This window comes from uncultured Sphingorhabdus sp., assembly GCF_937872355.1.
Classification (GTDB): domain Bacteria; phylum Pseudomonadota; class Alphaproteobacteria; order Sphingomonadales; family Sphingomonadaceae; genus Sphingorhabdus_B.
The window spans coordinates 1-16,325 of sequence record NZ_CALMSV010000135.1; the positions used below are offsets into that span (position 1 = coordinate 1).

Annotated in this window: 12 protein-coding genes; 8 read left to right on the plus strand and 4 right to left on the minus strand. The window is 60.0% G+C overall.

What is annotated here, in order from left to right; all coding sequences use genetic code 11:
- Positions 1–1,124, minus strand: a 1,124-nt coding sequence (locus Q0239_RS08335; protein ID WP_298601089.1) for a serine hydrolase, incomplete at its 3' end; no start/stop codon positions are given.
- A gap of 10 nt (positions 1,125–1,134) precedes the next feature.
- The gene (locus Q0239_RS08340; protein ID WP_298601091.1) at positions 1,135–2,211 is read right to left on the minus strand and encodes an A/G-specific adenine glycosylase; all 1,077 of its coding nucleotides are present in this window, start codon (positions 2,209–2,211) and stop codon (positions 1,135–1,137) included.
- A 21-nt stretch (positions 2,212–2,232) separates the two neighbouring features.
- Between Q0239_RS08340 and Q0239_RS08345 the strand changes: the two genes are divergently transcribed.
- Genes Q0239_RS08345 through smc form a run of 4 tightly spaced genes read left to right on the plus strand, consistent with a single transcriptional unit; the run spans position 2,233 to position 7,729 of the window.
- Complete coding sequence (locus Q0239_RS08345; RefSeq protein WP_298601096.1) at positions 2,233–2,772, plus strand: DUF721 domain-containing protein; 540 nt, start codon at positions 2,233–2,235, stop codon at positions 2,770–2,772.
- Positions 2,773–2,778: 6 nt separating this feature from the next.
- Positions 2,779–3,501: a thioredoxin domain-containing protein gene (locus tag Q0239_RS08350; RefSeq protein WP_298601099.1), complete on the plus strand. Its 723-nt coding sequence runs from the start codon at positions 2,779–2,781 to the stop codon at positions 3,499–3,501.
- Positions 3,502–3,529: 28 nt separating this feature from the next.
- A complete protein-coding gene (locus tag Q0239_RS08355; protein WP_298601101.1) occupies positions 3,530–4,273 on the plus strand; it encodes a thioredoxin domain-containing protein in 744 nt (247 codons plus the stop codon).
- Between the two features lie 27 nt (positions 4,274–4,300).
- A complete protein-coding gene (gene smc, locus Q0239_RS08360) occupies positions 4,301–7,729 on the plus strand; it encodes a chromosome segregation protein SMC (protein ID WP_298601105.1) in 3,429 nt (1,142 codons plus the stop codon).
- A gap of 3 nt (positions 7,730–7,732) precedes the next feature.
- Here smc and Q0239_RS08365 read toward each other — a convergent pair whose 3' ends face one another.
- Positions 7,733–8,752 carry an aldo/keto reductase gene (locus tag Q0239_RS08365; RefSeq protein ID WP_298601108.1) on the minus strand — a complete coding sequence of 340 codons (1,020 nt, stop codon included), beginning with the start codon at positions 8,750–8,752 and terminating at the stop codon, positions 7,733–7,735.
- A gap of 15 nt (positions 8,753–8,767) precedes the next feature.
- Positions 8,768–9,673: a 4-hydroxybenzoate octaprenyltransferase gene (ubiA, locus tag Q0239_RS08370; protein ID WP_298601111.1), complete on the minus strand. Its 906-nt coding sequence runs from the start codon at positions 9,671–9,673 to the stop codon at positions 8,768–8,770.
- Positions 9,674–9,725: 52 nt separating this feature from the next.
- Here ubiA and Q0239_RS08375 point away from each other — a divergent pair, with 52 nt between their 5' ends.
- The 4 genes from Q0239_RS08375 to Q0239_RS08390 all read left to right on the plus strand — a co-directional run bounded on the left by Q0239_RS08375 (position 9,726) and on the right by Q0239_RS08390 (position 16,198).
- Positions 9,726–10,478 carry a 16S rRNA (uracil(1498)-N(3))-methyltransferase gene (locus Q0239_RS08375; protein WP_298601115.1) on the plus strand — a complete coding sequence of 251 codons (753 nt, stop codon included), beginning with the start codon at positions 9,726–9,728 and terminating at the stop codon, positions 10,476–10,478.
- 106 nt (positions 10,479–10,584) lie between these two features.
- A complete protein-coding gene (locus Q0239_RS08380; protein ID WP_298601117.1) occupies positions 10,585–13,704 on the plus strand; it encodes a GEVED domain-containing protein in 3,120 nt (1,039 codons plus the stop codon).
- Between the two features lie 79 nt (positions 13,705–13,783).
- Positions 13,784–14,755 carry a proprotein convertase P-domain-containing protein gene (locus tag Q0239_RS08385; RefSeq protein WP_298601121.1) on the plus strand — a complete coding sequence of 324 codons (972 nt, stop codon included), beginning with the start codon at positions 13,784–13,786 and terminating at the stop codon, positions 14,753–14,755.
- A 69-nt stretch (positions 14,756–14,824) separates the two neighbouring features.
- Positions 14,825–16,198 carry a glutamate--cysteine ligase gene (locus Q0239_RS08390; protein ID WP_298601124.1) on the plus strand — a complete coding sequence of 458 codons (1,374 nt, stop codon included), beginning with the start codon at positions 14,825–14,827 and terminating at the stop codon, positions 16,196–16,198.
- The last annotated feature ends 127 nt before the right edge of the window (positions 16,199–16,325 follow it).

Here is a 16,325-nt window from a genome sequence, read left to right on the forward strand (position 1 = left end):
GTTGCACCGCGGCCGACGCGCCCGCCTGCGCCGAGGCCCGCGCCATGGGCAAAGGTTCCGTCAGTGCTGACACCGGCCGGTAGCAGGTCAGACATTCCAAGCGCGGCTATTTCAGGCGCCATCACCCGCGCACCGTCCAACTCGCCGCCGTTCAGCAGCATCGCCAGAAAGCGATCATAATCGCGGGTCGAACAGACCAGCCCGGCCCCGCCAAAGGCAAAGGCGGGCTTGTCGAGATAGATACTGGTTGCGGCAGGATCAATCGGGATCAACGCGCCGCCAAACACCGCATAGTTGGTGGCAAAGCGTTTCACCTCGGATTGCGGCACCTGAAAATAGGTACTCGACATTTTGAGCGGATCGAACAGGCGCGCCTTTAGGAAGGCTTCAAACTCCATGCCGCTCGCGACTTCGATCACCCGGCCCAGCAGGTCGAGCGAAATCGAATAGCTCCATTTGGTACCCGGCTCGGCAATCAGTGGCAACTTCGCAACGCGCTCGGCAAAGGTCTTGAGGTCCGGCGTCGGAGCGCCGGGTTCAAAGCCCGGAATTGGCATCCGGCTGATCGCGCCGGGGGTGATGCCATTGTCCATATAGGCCTTTAAGAGCGGCCCCTTGGTGATAATCGAATAGCCAAGCCCAGCCGTGTGCGTCAGTAAATGACGCAGCGTGATCTGTGTCTTTGCGGGCGCAGAATCGAGGCTGCTGTCGGGGCTGGTGAGCACGCGCATCTGGCCAAATTCGGGCAGGAAATCGGCAATCGGTTGATCGAGCTTTATTTTGCCATCGCCGACCAGAATCATCGCCGCCATGCCGGTGACCGGCTTGGTCATCGAATAGACACGGAACAAGGTGTCGATATCGACCGGTGTCGGATCGCCAATGGCCAATGTGCCGGCCGCAACGATTTCAGGCGCCGCAACACCGCGACCGATGGCCGCGACAACACCCGCCGCTTTCTTGCCTGCAACATAGCCCTCAACCTGCGATTTTAGAGTCGGATATTCCTGCGCGAGGAAACTCCATGCAGGTGTCGGCAGCATAGTCGCCATCGCGCCAAGCCCGGCCATCGAAAGGAAACCGCGACGGCTGGGTTGCATCAACGCTGTTTGTGCTTCGGACATGCTCTCTCCTCTAAAATTTCTCTCTCGCTCTGATGGCAAGCTTAGCTGCCTTGCTGAATAAGGTCGGCAAACCGGCGCTGTCCAATGATTTCAGCGGCCACCATTCGCCCGGCGGCAAGCTGCTTTCTTCGACCGGCGCTGCCGTAGCGGCAAGCCGCAACGTCAGGCGGAAATGGGTGAAGACATGCGCGACTTCGCCCGGCACAGCATTCCAGTTGGCCGCAAAAGGCGGCTGCGAGTCGCCATTTGCGCGGGAATTCCAGCCATCATCGGGCAGGCTGCGCATCCCGCCGAGCATACCGCGATCAGGTCGGCGGACCAGCCAGACATGATCGTTGCGTTCAATCCACCAAGCGGTGCCCGCGCGTTCGGGCTTGGCCTTCTTGGGGCCCTTGCGGGGTAGCGTCTCGGCGAACCCCGCCTTATGTGCCACACAACGCGATTGCAGCGGGCAGAGCAGGCACTGGGGGTTGCGCACTGAACAAAGACTTGCCCCCAGATCCATCATCGCTTGGGCGAAATCGCCGGGCCTGTCGTCAGGCGTGATCGCGTCTACCGCTATGCGTATCTCCGGTTTCGCGGCAGGCAACGGCGTTTCGATAGCGAACAACCGCGCCACCACCCTTTCAACATTCGCATCGACCACGGAGGCGCGTTCGCTGAATGCAATCGCGGCAATCGCGGCTGCAGTATAAGGCCCGATGCCGGGAAGCTTCGCCAGCGCAGCTGAATGTGCAGGGAGTTGCCCGCCATGCTCCACGACCACTGCGCGAGCGCATTTCAGCAGGTTCCGCGCGCGGCTATAATAGCCCAGCCCCGCCCATGCGGCCATGACATCGGCATCGTCGGCAGCAGCCAGCGTGGTGAAATCCGGCCAGCGGCGCGTGAACTTTTCGAAATAGCCGATGACTGCGGCAACCGTGGTCTGTTGCAGCATCACCTCTGACAGCCATACCCGATAGGGATCGGGCGGCGGCATTCCGGGAGGTGATCGCCAAGGGAGCTCACGCGCATGCCGATCATAATGGCCGAGCAAGGCGCTGGCGATATCCCCAGAAAAGTCATCACGCTGTTGGACGGAAGCCATGCAAAATGCGATAACCGGCTCATGGAGGAAGGCAAGCCATCAACCGCAGCCAAAAAGGCAAAAGCTGCCGCCAAGCCCGTTTTTGAACGGCGGCGCGGCGGCGAAGCGCGCGCGGTTTCCGATCTTGTCCCCGACATTGGCCGCGCCGCCTTTCGCCGCTTTGGCTTTGTACAAAGCTCGGTCGTTAGCCGCTGGGATGAAATTGTAGGCCCGCGCTATGCCGATGTGACCGCCCCTGAAATGATCCGCTTTCCCGCTGGCCAAAAAGCCGGTGGTACGTTGGAGCTGGTGGTCGAAGGTGCGCATGCGGTGATGATCCAGCACGTCATCCCTGAAATCATCGAGCGGGTGAACCGCTTTTTCGGCTATGATGCCGTGGCCAAGGTGAAGATGCGCCACGGGCAGGTGCAACGCACCGAACCCAGGCCGAAAGTCAGCGCGGCACCCGTTCTTCGCGCGCCGTCTGCTGAGTTGGGGGATTCTCTTCGCGAAATTGCCGACCCGGAATTGCAGGCAGTCCTCCAGAATCTGGCAAAAAGCCTTGCCAAAGAGGGCGAGTGAATGCAGATGCAGCGGTCCAATTTAGAGGCAAAGATGGCCACCCGATTCCCGACTGTTTTCCGTACATCGCTGATCCTGATCGCTGCCGCAACGCTGGGCAGCGCGGCGCTGATCGCAGCCCCCGCAAAGACCAACTGGCTGCTGGCCTTCAGCACCACGGCCAAGGGCAGCCATGTCATCGGCAATCCCGCCGCGCCGACCAAGCTGGTCGAATATGCCAGCTACACTTGCGGCCATTGCGCGCATTTCGAAATCGACGATGCGCCTCAGATCAAGAACCAGTTTGTCGCAACCGGCAAGGTCAGCTTTGAAATCCGCAATCTGGTGCGCGACCCGATGGATTTGACCGCTGCGATGCTCGCGCGCTGCGGCGGCAAGGGGCGCTTTTTCGGCAATCACCGGCACCTGATGGCAACGCAGGCGCAATGGGCCAATGGCAGCATGCTCGGCAAGGCGACGATTGCCTTGCTGGAGGCGAAGAATATCGTCGGCTTCATGCAGGGCGCCTATACCGAACTCGGGCTGGACAAGATCATGGCACAGCGGGGCGTCACCGCTGCGCAAGCCAAGGTCTGCCTCGCGGACAAGGCGGCGTTTAATGCGGTTATCGCGATGACCGACGAAGCCACCGAAAAACTGAAAATCAACTCGACGCCGACCTTGCTGGTCAATGGCAAGGTCATCGAAGGTCACGACTTCGCGACCATCAAGACCCATCTCGCTCCCTGAATTTCAACGACGCAAAGGACATCAAAATATGCGCAGTCTGAAAATCCTCACCGCTTCCATCGCCGCGCTGGCCCTCGCATCCTGTGGTGGCAGCGAAACTGGCGAAGCACCCAAGGGCGAACCGGTAACCGCCGTCGCTCCGCCCGCTGGCAAGCAATGGATCGATGTAGTCAGCAAGACGGCCGAGGGCGGCTATCTGATCGGCAACCCCGATGCAAAAATCAAACTGGTCGAATATGCTTCGCTCACCTGCCATGTCTGTGCTCAGTTCAGCAACGATGCTGGGACCGACCTGCACGACAATTTCATCAACAATGGTAAGATTTCCTACGAATTCCGCAATTTCGTCCGCGATGAATTTGACCTTATGGCGGCGCGCGTCACCCGTTGCGGCGCGAATGAGGCGATGCTGCCTTTGACCGAACAGTTTATGGGCTTCCAGGAAACATTGTTCGAAAATGCCAACAAGATCGGCACCGACAAGGCACTGGAAGCGAAAATAACGTCGCTAAAGGGTGGCGAGCGCTTCTTTGCCCTGGCAGATGCCGTGGGTATCGTTGAGTTCTTTGCCCAGCGGGGTGTTTCGCGCGACCAGAGCAAGGCCTGCCTTTCCGACACCGCCGAAATGCAGAAACTTGCCGACCTGACCGCCGAATATGGCAAGAAATACACCATCCAGGGCACGCCGACCTTCTATCTCAACGGCGCGCGCCTCGACGTGACCGCGTGGCCGCAGGTCAAGGGCAAGCTGCAAGAGGCTGGCGCGCGGTAAGCCTTCGGGCACCGCGTCGGGGGACATATGCGGATCAAGCGGCTCAAACTGACAGGCTTCAAAAGCTTTGTTGAGCCAACCGAGCTGCATATCGAGGCCGGGCTGACCGGTGTGGTCGGCCCCAATGGGTGCGGTAAATCGAACCTGCTAGAGGCCCTCCGATGGGTGATGGGTGAAAACTCGCCCAAGTCAATGCGCGGCGGCGGGATGGAGGATGTGATCTTCGCCGGCACCGCGCAACGCCCGTCGCGCGATTTCGCTGAGGTCACGCTGCTCGCCGAACATGGGCCTGATGAGAATATCCCCGGTATAATTGCCAATGACGACGATCAGGAACTCGAAGTCGTCCGCCGGATCGAACGTGGCGCGGGCAGCGCCTATCGCGCCAATGGCCGCGATGTGCGTGCGAAAGACATCGCACTGATCTTTGCTGACGCGGCCACCGGTGCGCACAGCCCTGCGCTGGTCAGTCAGGGTCGAATCGGCTCAATCATTTCCGCCAAGCCGCAAGAACGGCGCATGATGCTCGAAGAGGCGGCTGGGATTTCTGGCCTGCATGTGCGCCGCAAAGATGCCGAGCAGAAATTGCGCGCGGCAGAGACCAACCTCAATCGCTTGGCGACGATATTGGGCGATATGGATGCGCGCGCGCAAAGCCTGAAGAAACAGGCGCGACAGGCCGAGCGTTACCGCAAATTGTCGGGTGAGATCACGCAGGCCGAAGCACGGCTGATCTTCGTTCGCTGGCGAGAGGCCAAAGCATCGGCGGAAGCTGCACGGGCGGAAGCCGACGCAGCTGGCAAAGCGGTCGAGGAGGCCTCTATCCGCCAGCGCACTTTGGCCGAACAGCAGCAGGATGCTGTCCGCAAGCTGGCCGATGACCGGGCTGCGGCGATGGCGGCGCGTGATGCGGCGAGCGATCTATCGAATCGGCTGGTGCAACTCACCGGCGAACGCGACAGGCTGATCCAACGTCAGGCAGATCTCACCGCCCAAGGCCGTCGTATCGAAGAAGATGGCGCGCGCGAGGGCAAGTTGACCCATGACGCCGCTGAGGCGTTGGCCCGGTTGCAGGCTGAAGCCGCAACGCTCGCCGAGACAATCAAGGCGAGCGAGGAAGAACGTCCACGGCTTACCCGCGCACTTGATGATTCCGAACGCGCAACGCGTGAAGGCGAAGTGAAACTGGCCAAGGCAGTGGCCGAGCAGGCACGAGCCGAAGCCGAACTGCGTGTTGCCGAGGCAGCGCTGAACAATGCCCGAGCCCGCGTCGACCGTGCCGAACGGGACAAGGCGCGGCTCGACGCAGAGAGGTCAGCGCTCGGCGACGAGGCCGAACTGGCGACGGTGCGGGATAAAGCTCGCGACGAGGCCGGGCGGTTGCAGGTCGAGCTTGAGCAGCAGGCGATGGCGATCGAAGCCGCCGAGACCGCACGTGCAGCGCTGGTTGCTGAACGCGATGGCGCACAAAGCGCTCTCGCCAGTGCCAAGGCCGATCTGGCTGCCCTGCTAAGTGAGAAGAACGCTCTCGAACGCGCAACTTCAAAAAGCAGCGACAACCGTGCGCTCGACCGCATCAAGGTCAAGCCCGGCTATGAACGCGCGCTGGCGGCAGCGCTGGGCGACGATCTGAACGCAGCAGTTGGCGGAGTTATCGGACGGCGCTGGCAGGGCTTCACGTCGGTTCCACCAAAGCTATCGGGCGAACGCCTCTCGGATGTGGTCGAGGCACCCAGCGAACTGGCGCTGCGCCTAGCCATGGTGCGCGTGGTCGACACAGACGATGGCGCGATGCTGGAGATAGGCGAGCGACTGGTCACCCGCGATGGCAAGCTGCGCCGCTGGGATGGCTTTGCCGCCGAGGATGATGGTGCAGCGGCAGCAGAACAACTCGAACGAGCCAACCGATTGGAGGCTCTATTCGAAGCCATTCCGGCAGCGGAGGCCAAAGCCAATGAACAGGCCGCCGTTCTCGATGCGCTCGGAGAGCGAATCGTTGCGGCGCAGGATGAGGCACGGCGTGTAGCTTCGGCACAGTCGGCAACCGAAACCGCGCTGCGGCAAGCGCTGCGCGATGCCGACCGGGCCGAGGACGCGCTGACGCGCGCACAACAGGCGGCGACAGCACTGGCCGAGCGGAGCGAGCTGGCCGAACAGGAAGCCACGCAAGCCCGACTCGAATTTGAGTCAGCCGACAAGGCGCGCGCCGAACTGCCTGACGGTGAGCAGCAACGTGCACTTGTTGCCGCGCTGACCAGCGAAGGAGAGTCGTTACGGCAATTGTTCGTGCGGGCGCAGGCCGACCTTTCCGGCCTCGACCAGAAAATCGCACAGCAGCGGGAACGGCGTGCAGTGGCGCAGGCCGAAATTCGCGGCTGGCAGGAACGGGCGGGTGAAGCCGAGCGGCGCATCGCCGAAATGAACAAACGCAGCGCTGAAATTGCGAGCGAGCTGGAAACGATTGTCGGCAAGCCCGATATCATCGCGCACGAACTGACCACGCTGGAAGCTGACAAGGCGGCGGTAGGCGAAAAACTCGCCGCGCTACAGGCTGCCGAGCAGGCGAGCGAAACCTCGCTGAAGGCGCTCGAAGCCCAATTGGCTGCGGCTGCCGAAGCCGTATCCACCGCACGTGAACAACGCGCCGGGGCCGAGGCCCGCGCCGAAAATCAGGACGCCCGCCGCCGCGAAATGGCCGGAATATCAGGCGAGCGCTTCGAATGCCCGCCGCCGCTGTTGCCTGAGAAGCATGGCTTTGAAGAAAGCGAACTCGGCGATGCGTCGCTGGAATCAAACGGTCTGGAAAAGCTGCAATTTGATCGCGAACGGATCGGCCCGGTCAATCTGATCGCCGCCGACGAACTGGTCGAACTCGAAACCGAAATCGAGAAGGGGCAAAGCGAAAGCGAGGAACTGACGCAGGCCATAAATCGGCTGCGCGGCTCGATCGGCAGCCTCAATCGCGAAGGCCGCACCCGCTTGCTTGCCGCGTTCGAAACGGTCGACCAGCATTTCCAGCGGCTGTTCACGACATTGTTCAATGGCGGCCAGGCGCACCTCGCGCTGATCGACAGCGATGATCCGCTCGAAGCGGGCCTCGAAATCTTTGCGCAGCCGCCAGGCAAGAAACTGCAATCGCTGACGCTGCTTTCGGGCGGCGAACAGGCGCTGACCGCCGTTGCGCTCATCTTCGCGCTCTTCCTGACCAATCCCGCGCCGATCTGTGTGCTCGACGAAGTGGACGCTCCACTCGACGACGCCAATATCGAACGCTTCTGCGATCTTCTCGACGCGATGACGCGCGAAACCGATACCCGCTATCTGATCGTCACCCACAATGCCGTGACGATGAGCCGCATGCACCGCCTGTTTGGCGTGACGATGGTCGAACAGGGCGTATCGCGCCTTGTCAGCGTCGATCTGGGCGGTGCAGAGCAGTTGTTGGCGGCGGAATAACCCCTACCCCATAGGGTAGAGGATTTCCTTAGTCACCTTGTGGATGGCTTTCATCACATCGGCGGGCAGAACCAGATCATTAGCCGCAAAAATTTCGGCGCATTGTTCTACGCTGCTCACCCCGACGATGGTCGAGGCGACGAAATCATGCTGTTTCGACCATGCGGTCGCCAGCGTCACAGGTGACATCCCGGCTTCCTTGGCAATCTCCAAAATCTTGGCGGTCGATTCAAGCGCACGCGGCCCGGCAAAGCGCATGGCCATCGCTGCCTGACGCGCGTCGGCCATATCCATATAGCGGGTGAAGCGCGCCCCCTCGGGGCGGGCGCCATCCTGATATTTGCCCGAAAGAACCCCGCCAGCCAGCGGCGAATAGGGGATCAGGCTGACGCCTTCTTCGCGGCAGACTTGCGCCAGTTCATCCTCGAACCGACGGTTGTTGATTGAGAAATTATTCTGGATCGTCTGGTACCGGGCGACGCCCAATCGCTCGGACGCCTGAATCGACTTCATCAAGCCCCAGCTGGTTTCATTGGAGCAACCCAGAATGCGCACTTTGCCTGCGCGAACCAGCTCGTCCAGCACCTCCATCGTTTCCTCATAGGGTGTGCCATGGTCGGGCCAGTGCGTCTGATAAAGATCGATGTAATCGGTCTGCAACCGGCGCAGGCTGTCTTCTACGGCGACGGTAATCTGCCTCCGGTCGAGTGCCGTCATCCCGCCGCGCTTGGGCGATTTGAACCAGACATGGCTAGGGCCCGAAACTTTGGTGGCGATGATGATGGCATCGCGGTTCTTGCCCTTCAGCCAGCGGCCGACGATTTCCTCGGTGCGGCCAACCCATTTGACATCGGGCGGCACAGGATAGCCCTCGGCAGTATCGAAAAAATTGATGCCTGCGTCGAGGCTCATGTCCATCACGCGGTGCGCGACTGCCTCATCCGCCTGGGACCCGAAGGTCATCGTGCCCATGCAAATGTCGGAAACGACAATCGCGCTTTTGCCCAGCCGCCTGTTGCCCATAAACTCTCCTCCGTTTTAGCCTGAAGCGCCAACGACAAGGCAGGCGAGTGCAACCAGCAGCCCTGTTACCTTGTTCGACCGGAAATGGCCGAGCGCATTGCTCCCATCCTTTTTGAGCGAAGCGATTTGATATGCCAAGTGGAAAGCGGCAGGCGCGAGCGCGACCAGCGCCTGACCTTGCGGTCGCACGCTCCAGACCGCCATGCCCCATCCGGCGAGTGCCAGCAGATAGCAAAGGGCAACTCCGCTGCGGATATGTTCACCCATGCGCAGCGCGGTTGAACGGATGCCGACCAGCGCGTCATCCTCCCGGTCCTGCATCGCGTAGATCGTGTCATAGCCGACAACCCAGAATATCGTGCCGCCATAGAGCCAGAGCATGGCGGCGTCCGCCCTGCCCGTGACCGCCACCCATCCGACCGGCACGCCCCAACTGAACACCAGCCCGAGCCACAATTGCGGCCACCAGGTGATGCGCTTCATGAAGGGATAGGCAGCAACCAATGCAAGGCTGCACAATGCGACGAAAATCGCCTCGATACGCAATTGCACAAGCACCAGAAGGCCGATGCCGCACAGCAGCAACAGCCAGCCCCACGCCGCCTTCATGCTGACCGCGCCGCTGGCCAGTGGCCGGCTTGCCGTACGCGCCACCTTGGCATCAAGATCGCGGTCTACAATGTCATTATAGACACAGCCCGCCCCGCGCATCGCAATCGCGCCGAGCAGCATCCAGAGGACCAGATACCAATGGCTGAACGCGCCGCCAGCAAGTGTCAGCCCATAGACGCAGGGCCAGAAGAGCAGCCACCAGCCAATGGGGCGATCAAAGCGTGCGAGCAAGGCGAACGGCCGAACGCTTACCGGCAACAGGCGGACAAGGCCTTGAATTTCTGTGTCTGGGGGAGCGGTTGCGGACATCGAATCTGACATAACGCCTTGCCCGCTGCTTGTCGAAGGCTATGCTTGGGCGATGGTTCAAACCCCCGCCTGGCCCCCGTATTCAACCCCGCGCCTCTTCGTTGACGAAGCGCTGACGGAGGGTAGCGAGCTGCGCATTGAGGGCGGACAGGCGCATTACCTGTTGCATGTGATGCGGCTGAAAGAGGGCGCGCCGGTCAAACTATTCGACGACCGGACAGGCGAATATCTGGCGACTGTTGCCGCTACCGGTAAGCGCGACCTTGTCGTAACGGTCGAAGCGAAACTGCGCGAGCGGGAGGAAGCGCCTGACCTGTGGCTCTGCCAGGCGCTGATCAAGAAAGATCGGCTCGACTGGATTGCGGAGAAAAGCTGCGAATTGGGGATCGCGCGTTTCGTGCCAGTTCTGACGCAGCGCTGTGTTGCCGACAAGCTGAAAGTAGACCGGCTGCGCAGCCAGATGATCGAAGCCGCCGAGCAATGCGAGCGAACGGCGCTCCCCGAAATCGCAGACCTGTCCAAATTGGATGCGCTGCTGCGGGGCTGGCCATCCGACCGCAGCTTGCTGTTTTGCGACGAACGCGGCGGGGAACCGCTGGCAGAGGTGCTGAGGGCGGGCGGGCATACAAGGTCGGCGATCTTGATCGGCCCCGAAGGTGGCTTCAGCGATGATGAGAATTCCGCAATCCGCGCGCATCCACACGCGGTACCCGTCTCGCTTGGCCCCAATATCCTGCGCGCCGACACAGCCGCGGTCGCGGCCATTGCTGTCTGGATGGCGCTAAACCCTGCCAATGAAGGTTAACGCCCGGCGCACAAATGGTCCGATTTGGCAAGATTTTACATGGCGAAAGCCGCAGAATCGCACGATTGTTTATCATTAATAAAGCAATTGCGGGCAATGCGGGCCTGTGTTTGAAAAGCGTGAAATACAGGAAAAAAACTTTAAACGTGAGCCGGTTGCGCTGCTGCGTATCTGGTTGCACGCCATGTTCGCTGCCATCCTGTGCCTGTGCGCAGGCTTTGCTAGCGCCAACCAGACGCCATCGAGCAGCAGCGGCACGGGACCGGTCACCAAGACCTATCCCGGCACTACCACGATGCAGGTTTCGCTATCCGGCGCAAACTCGGTTATTTTTGACAATTCGATCGCGCTCAATGGCATCGGCGGTGTAACCTCCGCCCAGCTTTCGCCCGCGATTTCGGCTACCACCGATTCCATCGAGATCGACGTCAGTCCCTCGGGATGTTCCACCGCAACTTTGCGTTGCGCCAACCGAGGCGTCATGACGCTGACCTTCAGTCAGCCGGTAACTAATCCGATCATTCACATTTCCGGGCTTGGCGCGAACCGTTCCAGCACGACTTTGTTCCACACCTCACTGGTAATGACGAGCTGGACAGCGGCGGCGAAGCCAACGTTCACAGTGACCAACAGCAATGGCAATCTCTCGATCAGCGGCGACGAGATCCGCTCGACAACGATCAATGGTCAACCTTCCTGCACCACAACGAACCGGGCCGGTTGCGGAAGTGTGCGCATGAATGGCACGATCACATCGGTCACGTTTCAACTCGACATGCTGATGGGCGGCAGCGGGACGGCGACCAATGTGGACGGTTGGAATTTCACCGTATCGCTCGACGAAGATTTCGGTGATGCCCCTGCCAGCTACGATCCGACCGCTGCTGCAAGCCATATCGTAGGCGGATATTATATGGGTGCGGGCGTGTCGGTCGAGAATGCAGGGGTCACCAACCTTAATGGCACACCCGTTACGCCCAGCCCGATCGCCAACGCCACCGCTTCCTCCGATACCAATGATGATGGCGCAACTTTCGGCACGCTTGTGCGTGGATTGGCCTCAACCATCGACGTATCCGTGACTGGCAGCGGCGGGCGGTTGCAGGGCTGGATCGACTGGGCCGGGGATGGCAGCTTTGCGCCCGCGGGGGACCAAACCGCCACCAATGCCGTCGATGGTGGAGCAGGCGAGCCCGATGGTGTAGCCAATGGCGTCATCCGCCTGTCGGTGACGCCGCCTGCCGGGACAACCCAGGTCACGCGATTTGCCCGCTTCCGCTGGTCACCTGCTACCGGTGTCGGCCCGACAGGACGCGGGACGGTCGGTGAAATCGAGGATTATCAAGTCACCATCTATCCGCAGCGTGCCGATCTTTCGTTGTCCAAGACCGTCAGCAATGCGTCGCCCGCACCAGGCGCTTCGCTGAGCTACACGCTGACGGTAACCAGCGAGGCCATAACTACATCGACTGCCACTGCGACCGGAATTACGGTTCAGGACACACTTCCTGCAGGTTTTACTTTTACCAGCGCGAGCGGGACGGGCAGCTATAGTAGTGGAACGGGCGTCTGGACTGTAGGCAGTCTTGCTCCGGGTGCGTCTGCCAGCATTACAATCAATGGTACGGCAACAGGCAGTGCTTCCACGACCGTAACAAATATTGCGCAGATCAGCGCCAGCAGCCTCACCGACCCGGATTCAACGCCCAATAATGGCCTGACCACCGAAGATGATTATGCCACGATTTCGTTCACGACTGCTGGCATCTATAACTGCCCGACGGGATCGACATCGACAGGCTCTGGATATGCCTCCAGCGGCAGCGGCGCATATCTGAATCAAATATTCTGGCTCGACTGGTCGTGCGGTGGGACAACCAGTTTCGCATCCGGGTCGATCATCAATAAAAGCTGGAACGCAGGCGATGGTTTGGTGATTACCGGGCAAGTCACAAACATTACAGGTGCGGCTGTTTCATCCTATTCATCCGGGGGTTGGGGGGGTGACACGCTCGACAATGTATATGGCGGCGTAAATCCGATCGGCTTGGGCGGCGTCGGCGGGCTCGATCCCGCTTATCGCGTAACCTATAGCGCAACTCTCAATGGTGTTTCGGTACCATTGCGCTACATCGTTGCCGACGCCGAGGATACAGGTACCGGTGAATCGATGTCTGTCACCACGACGGGCAGTGCATGGCAGACCGTAGAATCCGTTGGTGCGCTGAATGTATCGCTCGCCGGGACATCGGCATCCTGGTCGGGTAGCGCTGGTAGCAACAACGGAACGATTCTTTTGGAAACAACGGGTTCGACCGTGCAACTCGACACATCGATGGCAAATGTCGGCGGAGAACATTTCGCGTATGGAATATTTTTGCCATTCGATTTTTCCGACGCCCCAACGACTGGTACCAGCTATGGCGCGGCCAACCATCGGACCATTCCGATCCTGCGCATGGGCGCTGGCTATACGAATGAAACCACAGCCTATAATAGCTCCAACGCGTCGGCGGACGTCGATGATGGCGTGACCATTCCCTCGCTCTTCTGGGGTGCTGCATCGTCCATATCCGTGCAGGTTTCGGGCGGCGGCTATTTGTCTGGCTGGATCGATTTCAACGACGACGGAGACTTTGCCGACGCCGGGGAAAAGGTCGCAACCGACATAGTCGACGGCGGAACCGGCGACAGCGATGGCATCGTTAATGGCGTGATTGCTCTCGCCGTTACTCCACCAATTGGCTCGACAGGAACTGCGGTGACGATAGCCCGTTTCCGATACTCCTCGCTTACCTCCGCGCCATCTTCTGGCTTGCACGGCTTTGGCGAAATCGAGGATTATGAGCTCAGCATCGTCTACCCAAGCCTGAGTGTGGTCAAAACCAGTTCGGTGCTTTCGGACGGCGTCAGCGGTTCCAACCCCAAGGCTATCCCTGGGGCAACGGTGCGCTACTGTATCCTCGTGACCAATACAGGATCGGCTACGGCAACCAACATATCGGCAACGGATACTCTGCCAGCCGATGTGACTTATATCGCGGGCAGCCTTGCTTCGGGAACCAGTTGCAGCGGACCCTTCACTCTGGAAGATGATGACAGCAGTGGTACCGATGAGAGCGATCCGTTCGGAATGAACATCGCGGGTACCACGGTTACCGGATCGGCCGGATCGCTCGCCGCCGGCGCGACATTTGCGATGATCCTGCACACAACGGTCGACTAAGCCGTAACCTTAAATCATTGGTTATATTCGTAAACGCATCTTAGCAGGCCGTTAACCCTATTGGGTTATAAAGGGTGTGATGTCCAGCCGTCGGTACCTGTCAGCCCGGCCTGGTTCGCCAGATGCCGCAAAGGCTCCGGAGCACGATGTGGTCCGGAGATGCTGGAATGTTTTCATCTGGTTGGTCGCCCTCTGCGCCTTCCCGCAGACCGCCTTGGCCCAGCTGCAATATACCAACACAACCGACGGCGCGGTGAATGAAACCGCAACCCCATGCACCAATCCGTTGGTCCGCAACTTCACAGTCAGCGAGATTTACACCGTCGCCGACGTTAACATTGGTGTGCTGATGTCACACACCTATCGCGGCGATCTGCAATTCTACCTGCAATCGCCAGCGGGAACACGCGTGCAGCTTATCAACAATATCGGTGCTACGCGCAACAATGTGAATGTGTTGTTCGACGATGCAGCCGCCACCCCCATTTCCAATCATACAGCGAACAATGATACCGCTACTGCGGCCACAGTTGTTCCGCCCTATCAGAGGACCTTCCGCCCGTTTCAGGCGCTGTCGGCATTCAATGGCCAGGAAGCTGCGGGTACGTGGCGGCTCGAAATCTGCGATAGCCTGAACGCGGACTCAGGCACGTTCTTCCAGTCGGATCTGTTCCTGACGGCCGCCCCGGCGAGCATTGGCGTAACCAAGATCAGCTCGGTCGTCTCCGATGGGATCAGTGGATCGAACCCGAAAGCGATACCGGGTGCGATAATGCGCTATTGCATCACCATTTCCAACGCTGGCCCTGGAACCGCCACCAATATTTCGGCGACGGACGCGATTCCGGCAAACATGGCCTATGTCGCCGGATCGATGTTATCAGGATCTAGCTGCGGCACCGCAACGACTGCAGAGGATGACGATGCGAGCGGCGCCGATGAAACCGATCCGATTGGCGCGTCTTTTTCGTCAGGAACCGTAACCGTTAGCCGGGCTGCGCTGTTGAACGCTTCAAGTTTTGCGCTGGTTTTCAATGCAACGGTAAACTAGCCACCGAACCCCGTTCGGCCAGCGTCGAAAATGCTGGCAAAGCCTTGTTGCGCCTCGTAAAGCCTCGCCATGAGCACAAAAACAGTTTCGAATCGCAACGATCCTGTAATCGAAGATCGCGATCAGCTGATCGCCGCAATGGCCAAGGGTGAAAAGCCCAAGGACCGCTGGCGCATTGGCACCGAGCATGAGAAATTCGTCTATTGCACCGGCGATCATCATGCGCCTTCCTATGACGAGCCAGGCGGCATTCGCGACCTGTTGATGGCGCTGACAGAGTTTGGCTGGGAGCCGGTATATGAGGGCGACAATGTGATCGCGCTCAAAGGCGCGGACGGCGCGGTTAGCCTCGAACCGGCTGGCCAGTTGGAACTATCCGGCGCACCGCTTGAAAACCTGCACCAGACCTGCGCCGAAACCGGTCGCCACCTGCAACAGGTGAAAGCTATCGGCGACAAGACCGGAAAGGCCTTTTTGGGGCTTGGCCTATGGCCCGACAAGAAGCGTTCGGATCTGCCCATCATGCCCAAGGGGCGCTACGAAATCATGCTCCGCCACATGCCGCGGGTGGGATCGATGGGCCTCGACATGATGCTGCGCACCTGCACCATCCAGGTCAATCTCGATTATTCGAGTGAAACCGATATGGCGCACAAGTTCCGCACCTCGCTGGCGCTGCAGCCGCTGGCAACGGCACTGTTCGCCAACTCACCGTTCCTCGAAGGCAAGCCCAACGGCTTTCTCTCCTATCGCAGCCATATCTGGTCAGATACCGATCCGGCACGCACCGGCATGCTGCCCTTCGTGTTCGAAGACGGTTTCGGCTATGAACGTTATGCCGATTACATGCTCGATGTGCCAATGTACTTTGTCTATCGCGACGGCAAATATATCGATGCAGCGGGGCACAGCTTCCGCGATTTCCTGAAGGGCGAACTGTCGGTGCTGCCCGGCGAGAAGCCAACAGCGTCTGACTGGGAAGACCATATGTCGACCGCCTTCCCCGAAGTGCGGCTCAAGAGCTTCCTCGAAATGCGCGGAGCCGATGGTGGCCCGTGGAGCAAGATTTGCGCGCTGCCGGCTTTTTGGGTCGGGCTACTCTACGACCAGTCGGCGCTTGATGCGGCATGGGATGAGGTCAAACATTGGACGATGGAGGAACGCGAACTGCTCCGCTCTTCAGTCCCAAAAATGGGCCTTAATGCGCCGATTGGCGGCGGCGGAAAGCTGCGCGACATTGCCGGACGCATCGTCGAGATCGCATCCGCTGGGCTCACCGCACGCAACCGCCACAATAGCGGCGGCGACAATGAAAGCGGCTTCCTGGATCCGCTGCGTGAGGTCGTCGCCAGCGGCAAGACACCCGCCGAAGTGCTGCTCGACAAATACACGCACGAATGGGGTGGAGATATCTCCCGCGTTTACGGTGAAATGAGCTTCTAGACGGGCATTTTCCTACTGTAACATGGATGCAACATAGCGCAGGGAATCTGCCGCAAAAGCGGCGGATTTCCTTGACCTTGCGGCATTTGGTTCTAATGGCACGGCCCAGTTGTAACAGGGACCGGAA

Coding starts and splice junctions, on each gene's coding strand:
- Q0239_RS08340 (WP_298601091.1), bottom strand. CDS start 2,211: ATGGCTTCCGTCCAACAGCGTGATGACTTTTCTGGGGATATCGCCAGC.
- Q0239_RS08345 (WP_298601096.1), top strand. CDS start 2,233: ATGGAGGAAGGCAAGCCATCAACCGCAGCCAAAAAGGCAAAAGCTGCC.
- Q0239_RS08350 (WP_298601099.1), top strand. CDS start 2,779: ATGCAGCGGTCCAATTTAGAGGCAAAGATGGCCACCCGATTCCCGACT.
- Q0239_RS08355 (WP_298601101.1), top strand. CDS start 3,530: ATGCGCAGTCTGAAAATCCTCACCGCTTCCATCGCCGCGCTGGCCCTC.
- smc (WP_298601105.1), top strand. CDS start 4,301: ATGCGGATCAAGCGGCTCAAACTGACAGGCTTCAAAAGCTTTGTTGAG.
- Q0239_RS08365 (WP_298601108.1), bottom strand. CDS start 8,752: ATGGGCAACAGGCGGCTGGGCAAAAGCGCGATTGTCGTTTCCGACATT.
- ubiA (WP_298601111.1), bottom strand. CDS start 9,673: ATGTCCGCAACCGCTCCCCCAGACACAGAAATTCAAGGCCTTGTCCGC.
- Q0239_RS08375 (WP_298601115.1), top strand. CDS start 9,726: ATGGTTCAAACCCCCGCCTGGCCCCCGTATTCAACCCCGCGCCTCTTC.
- Q0239_RS08385 (WP_298601121.1), top strand. CDS start 13,784: ATGTCCAGCCGTCGGTACCTGTCAGCCCGGCCTGGTTCGCCAGATGCC.
- Q0239_RS08390 (WP_298601124.1), top strand. CDS start 14,825: ATGAGCACAAAAACAGTTTCGAATCGCAACGATCCTGTAATCGAAGAT.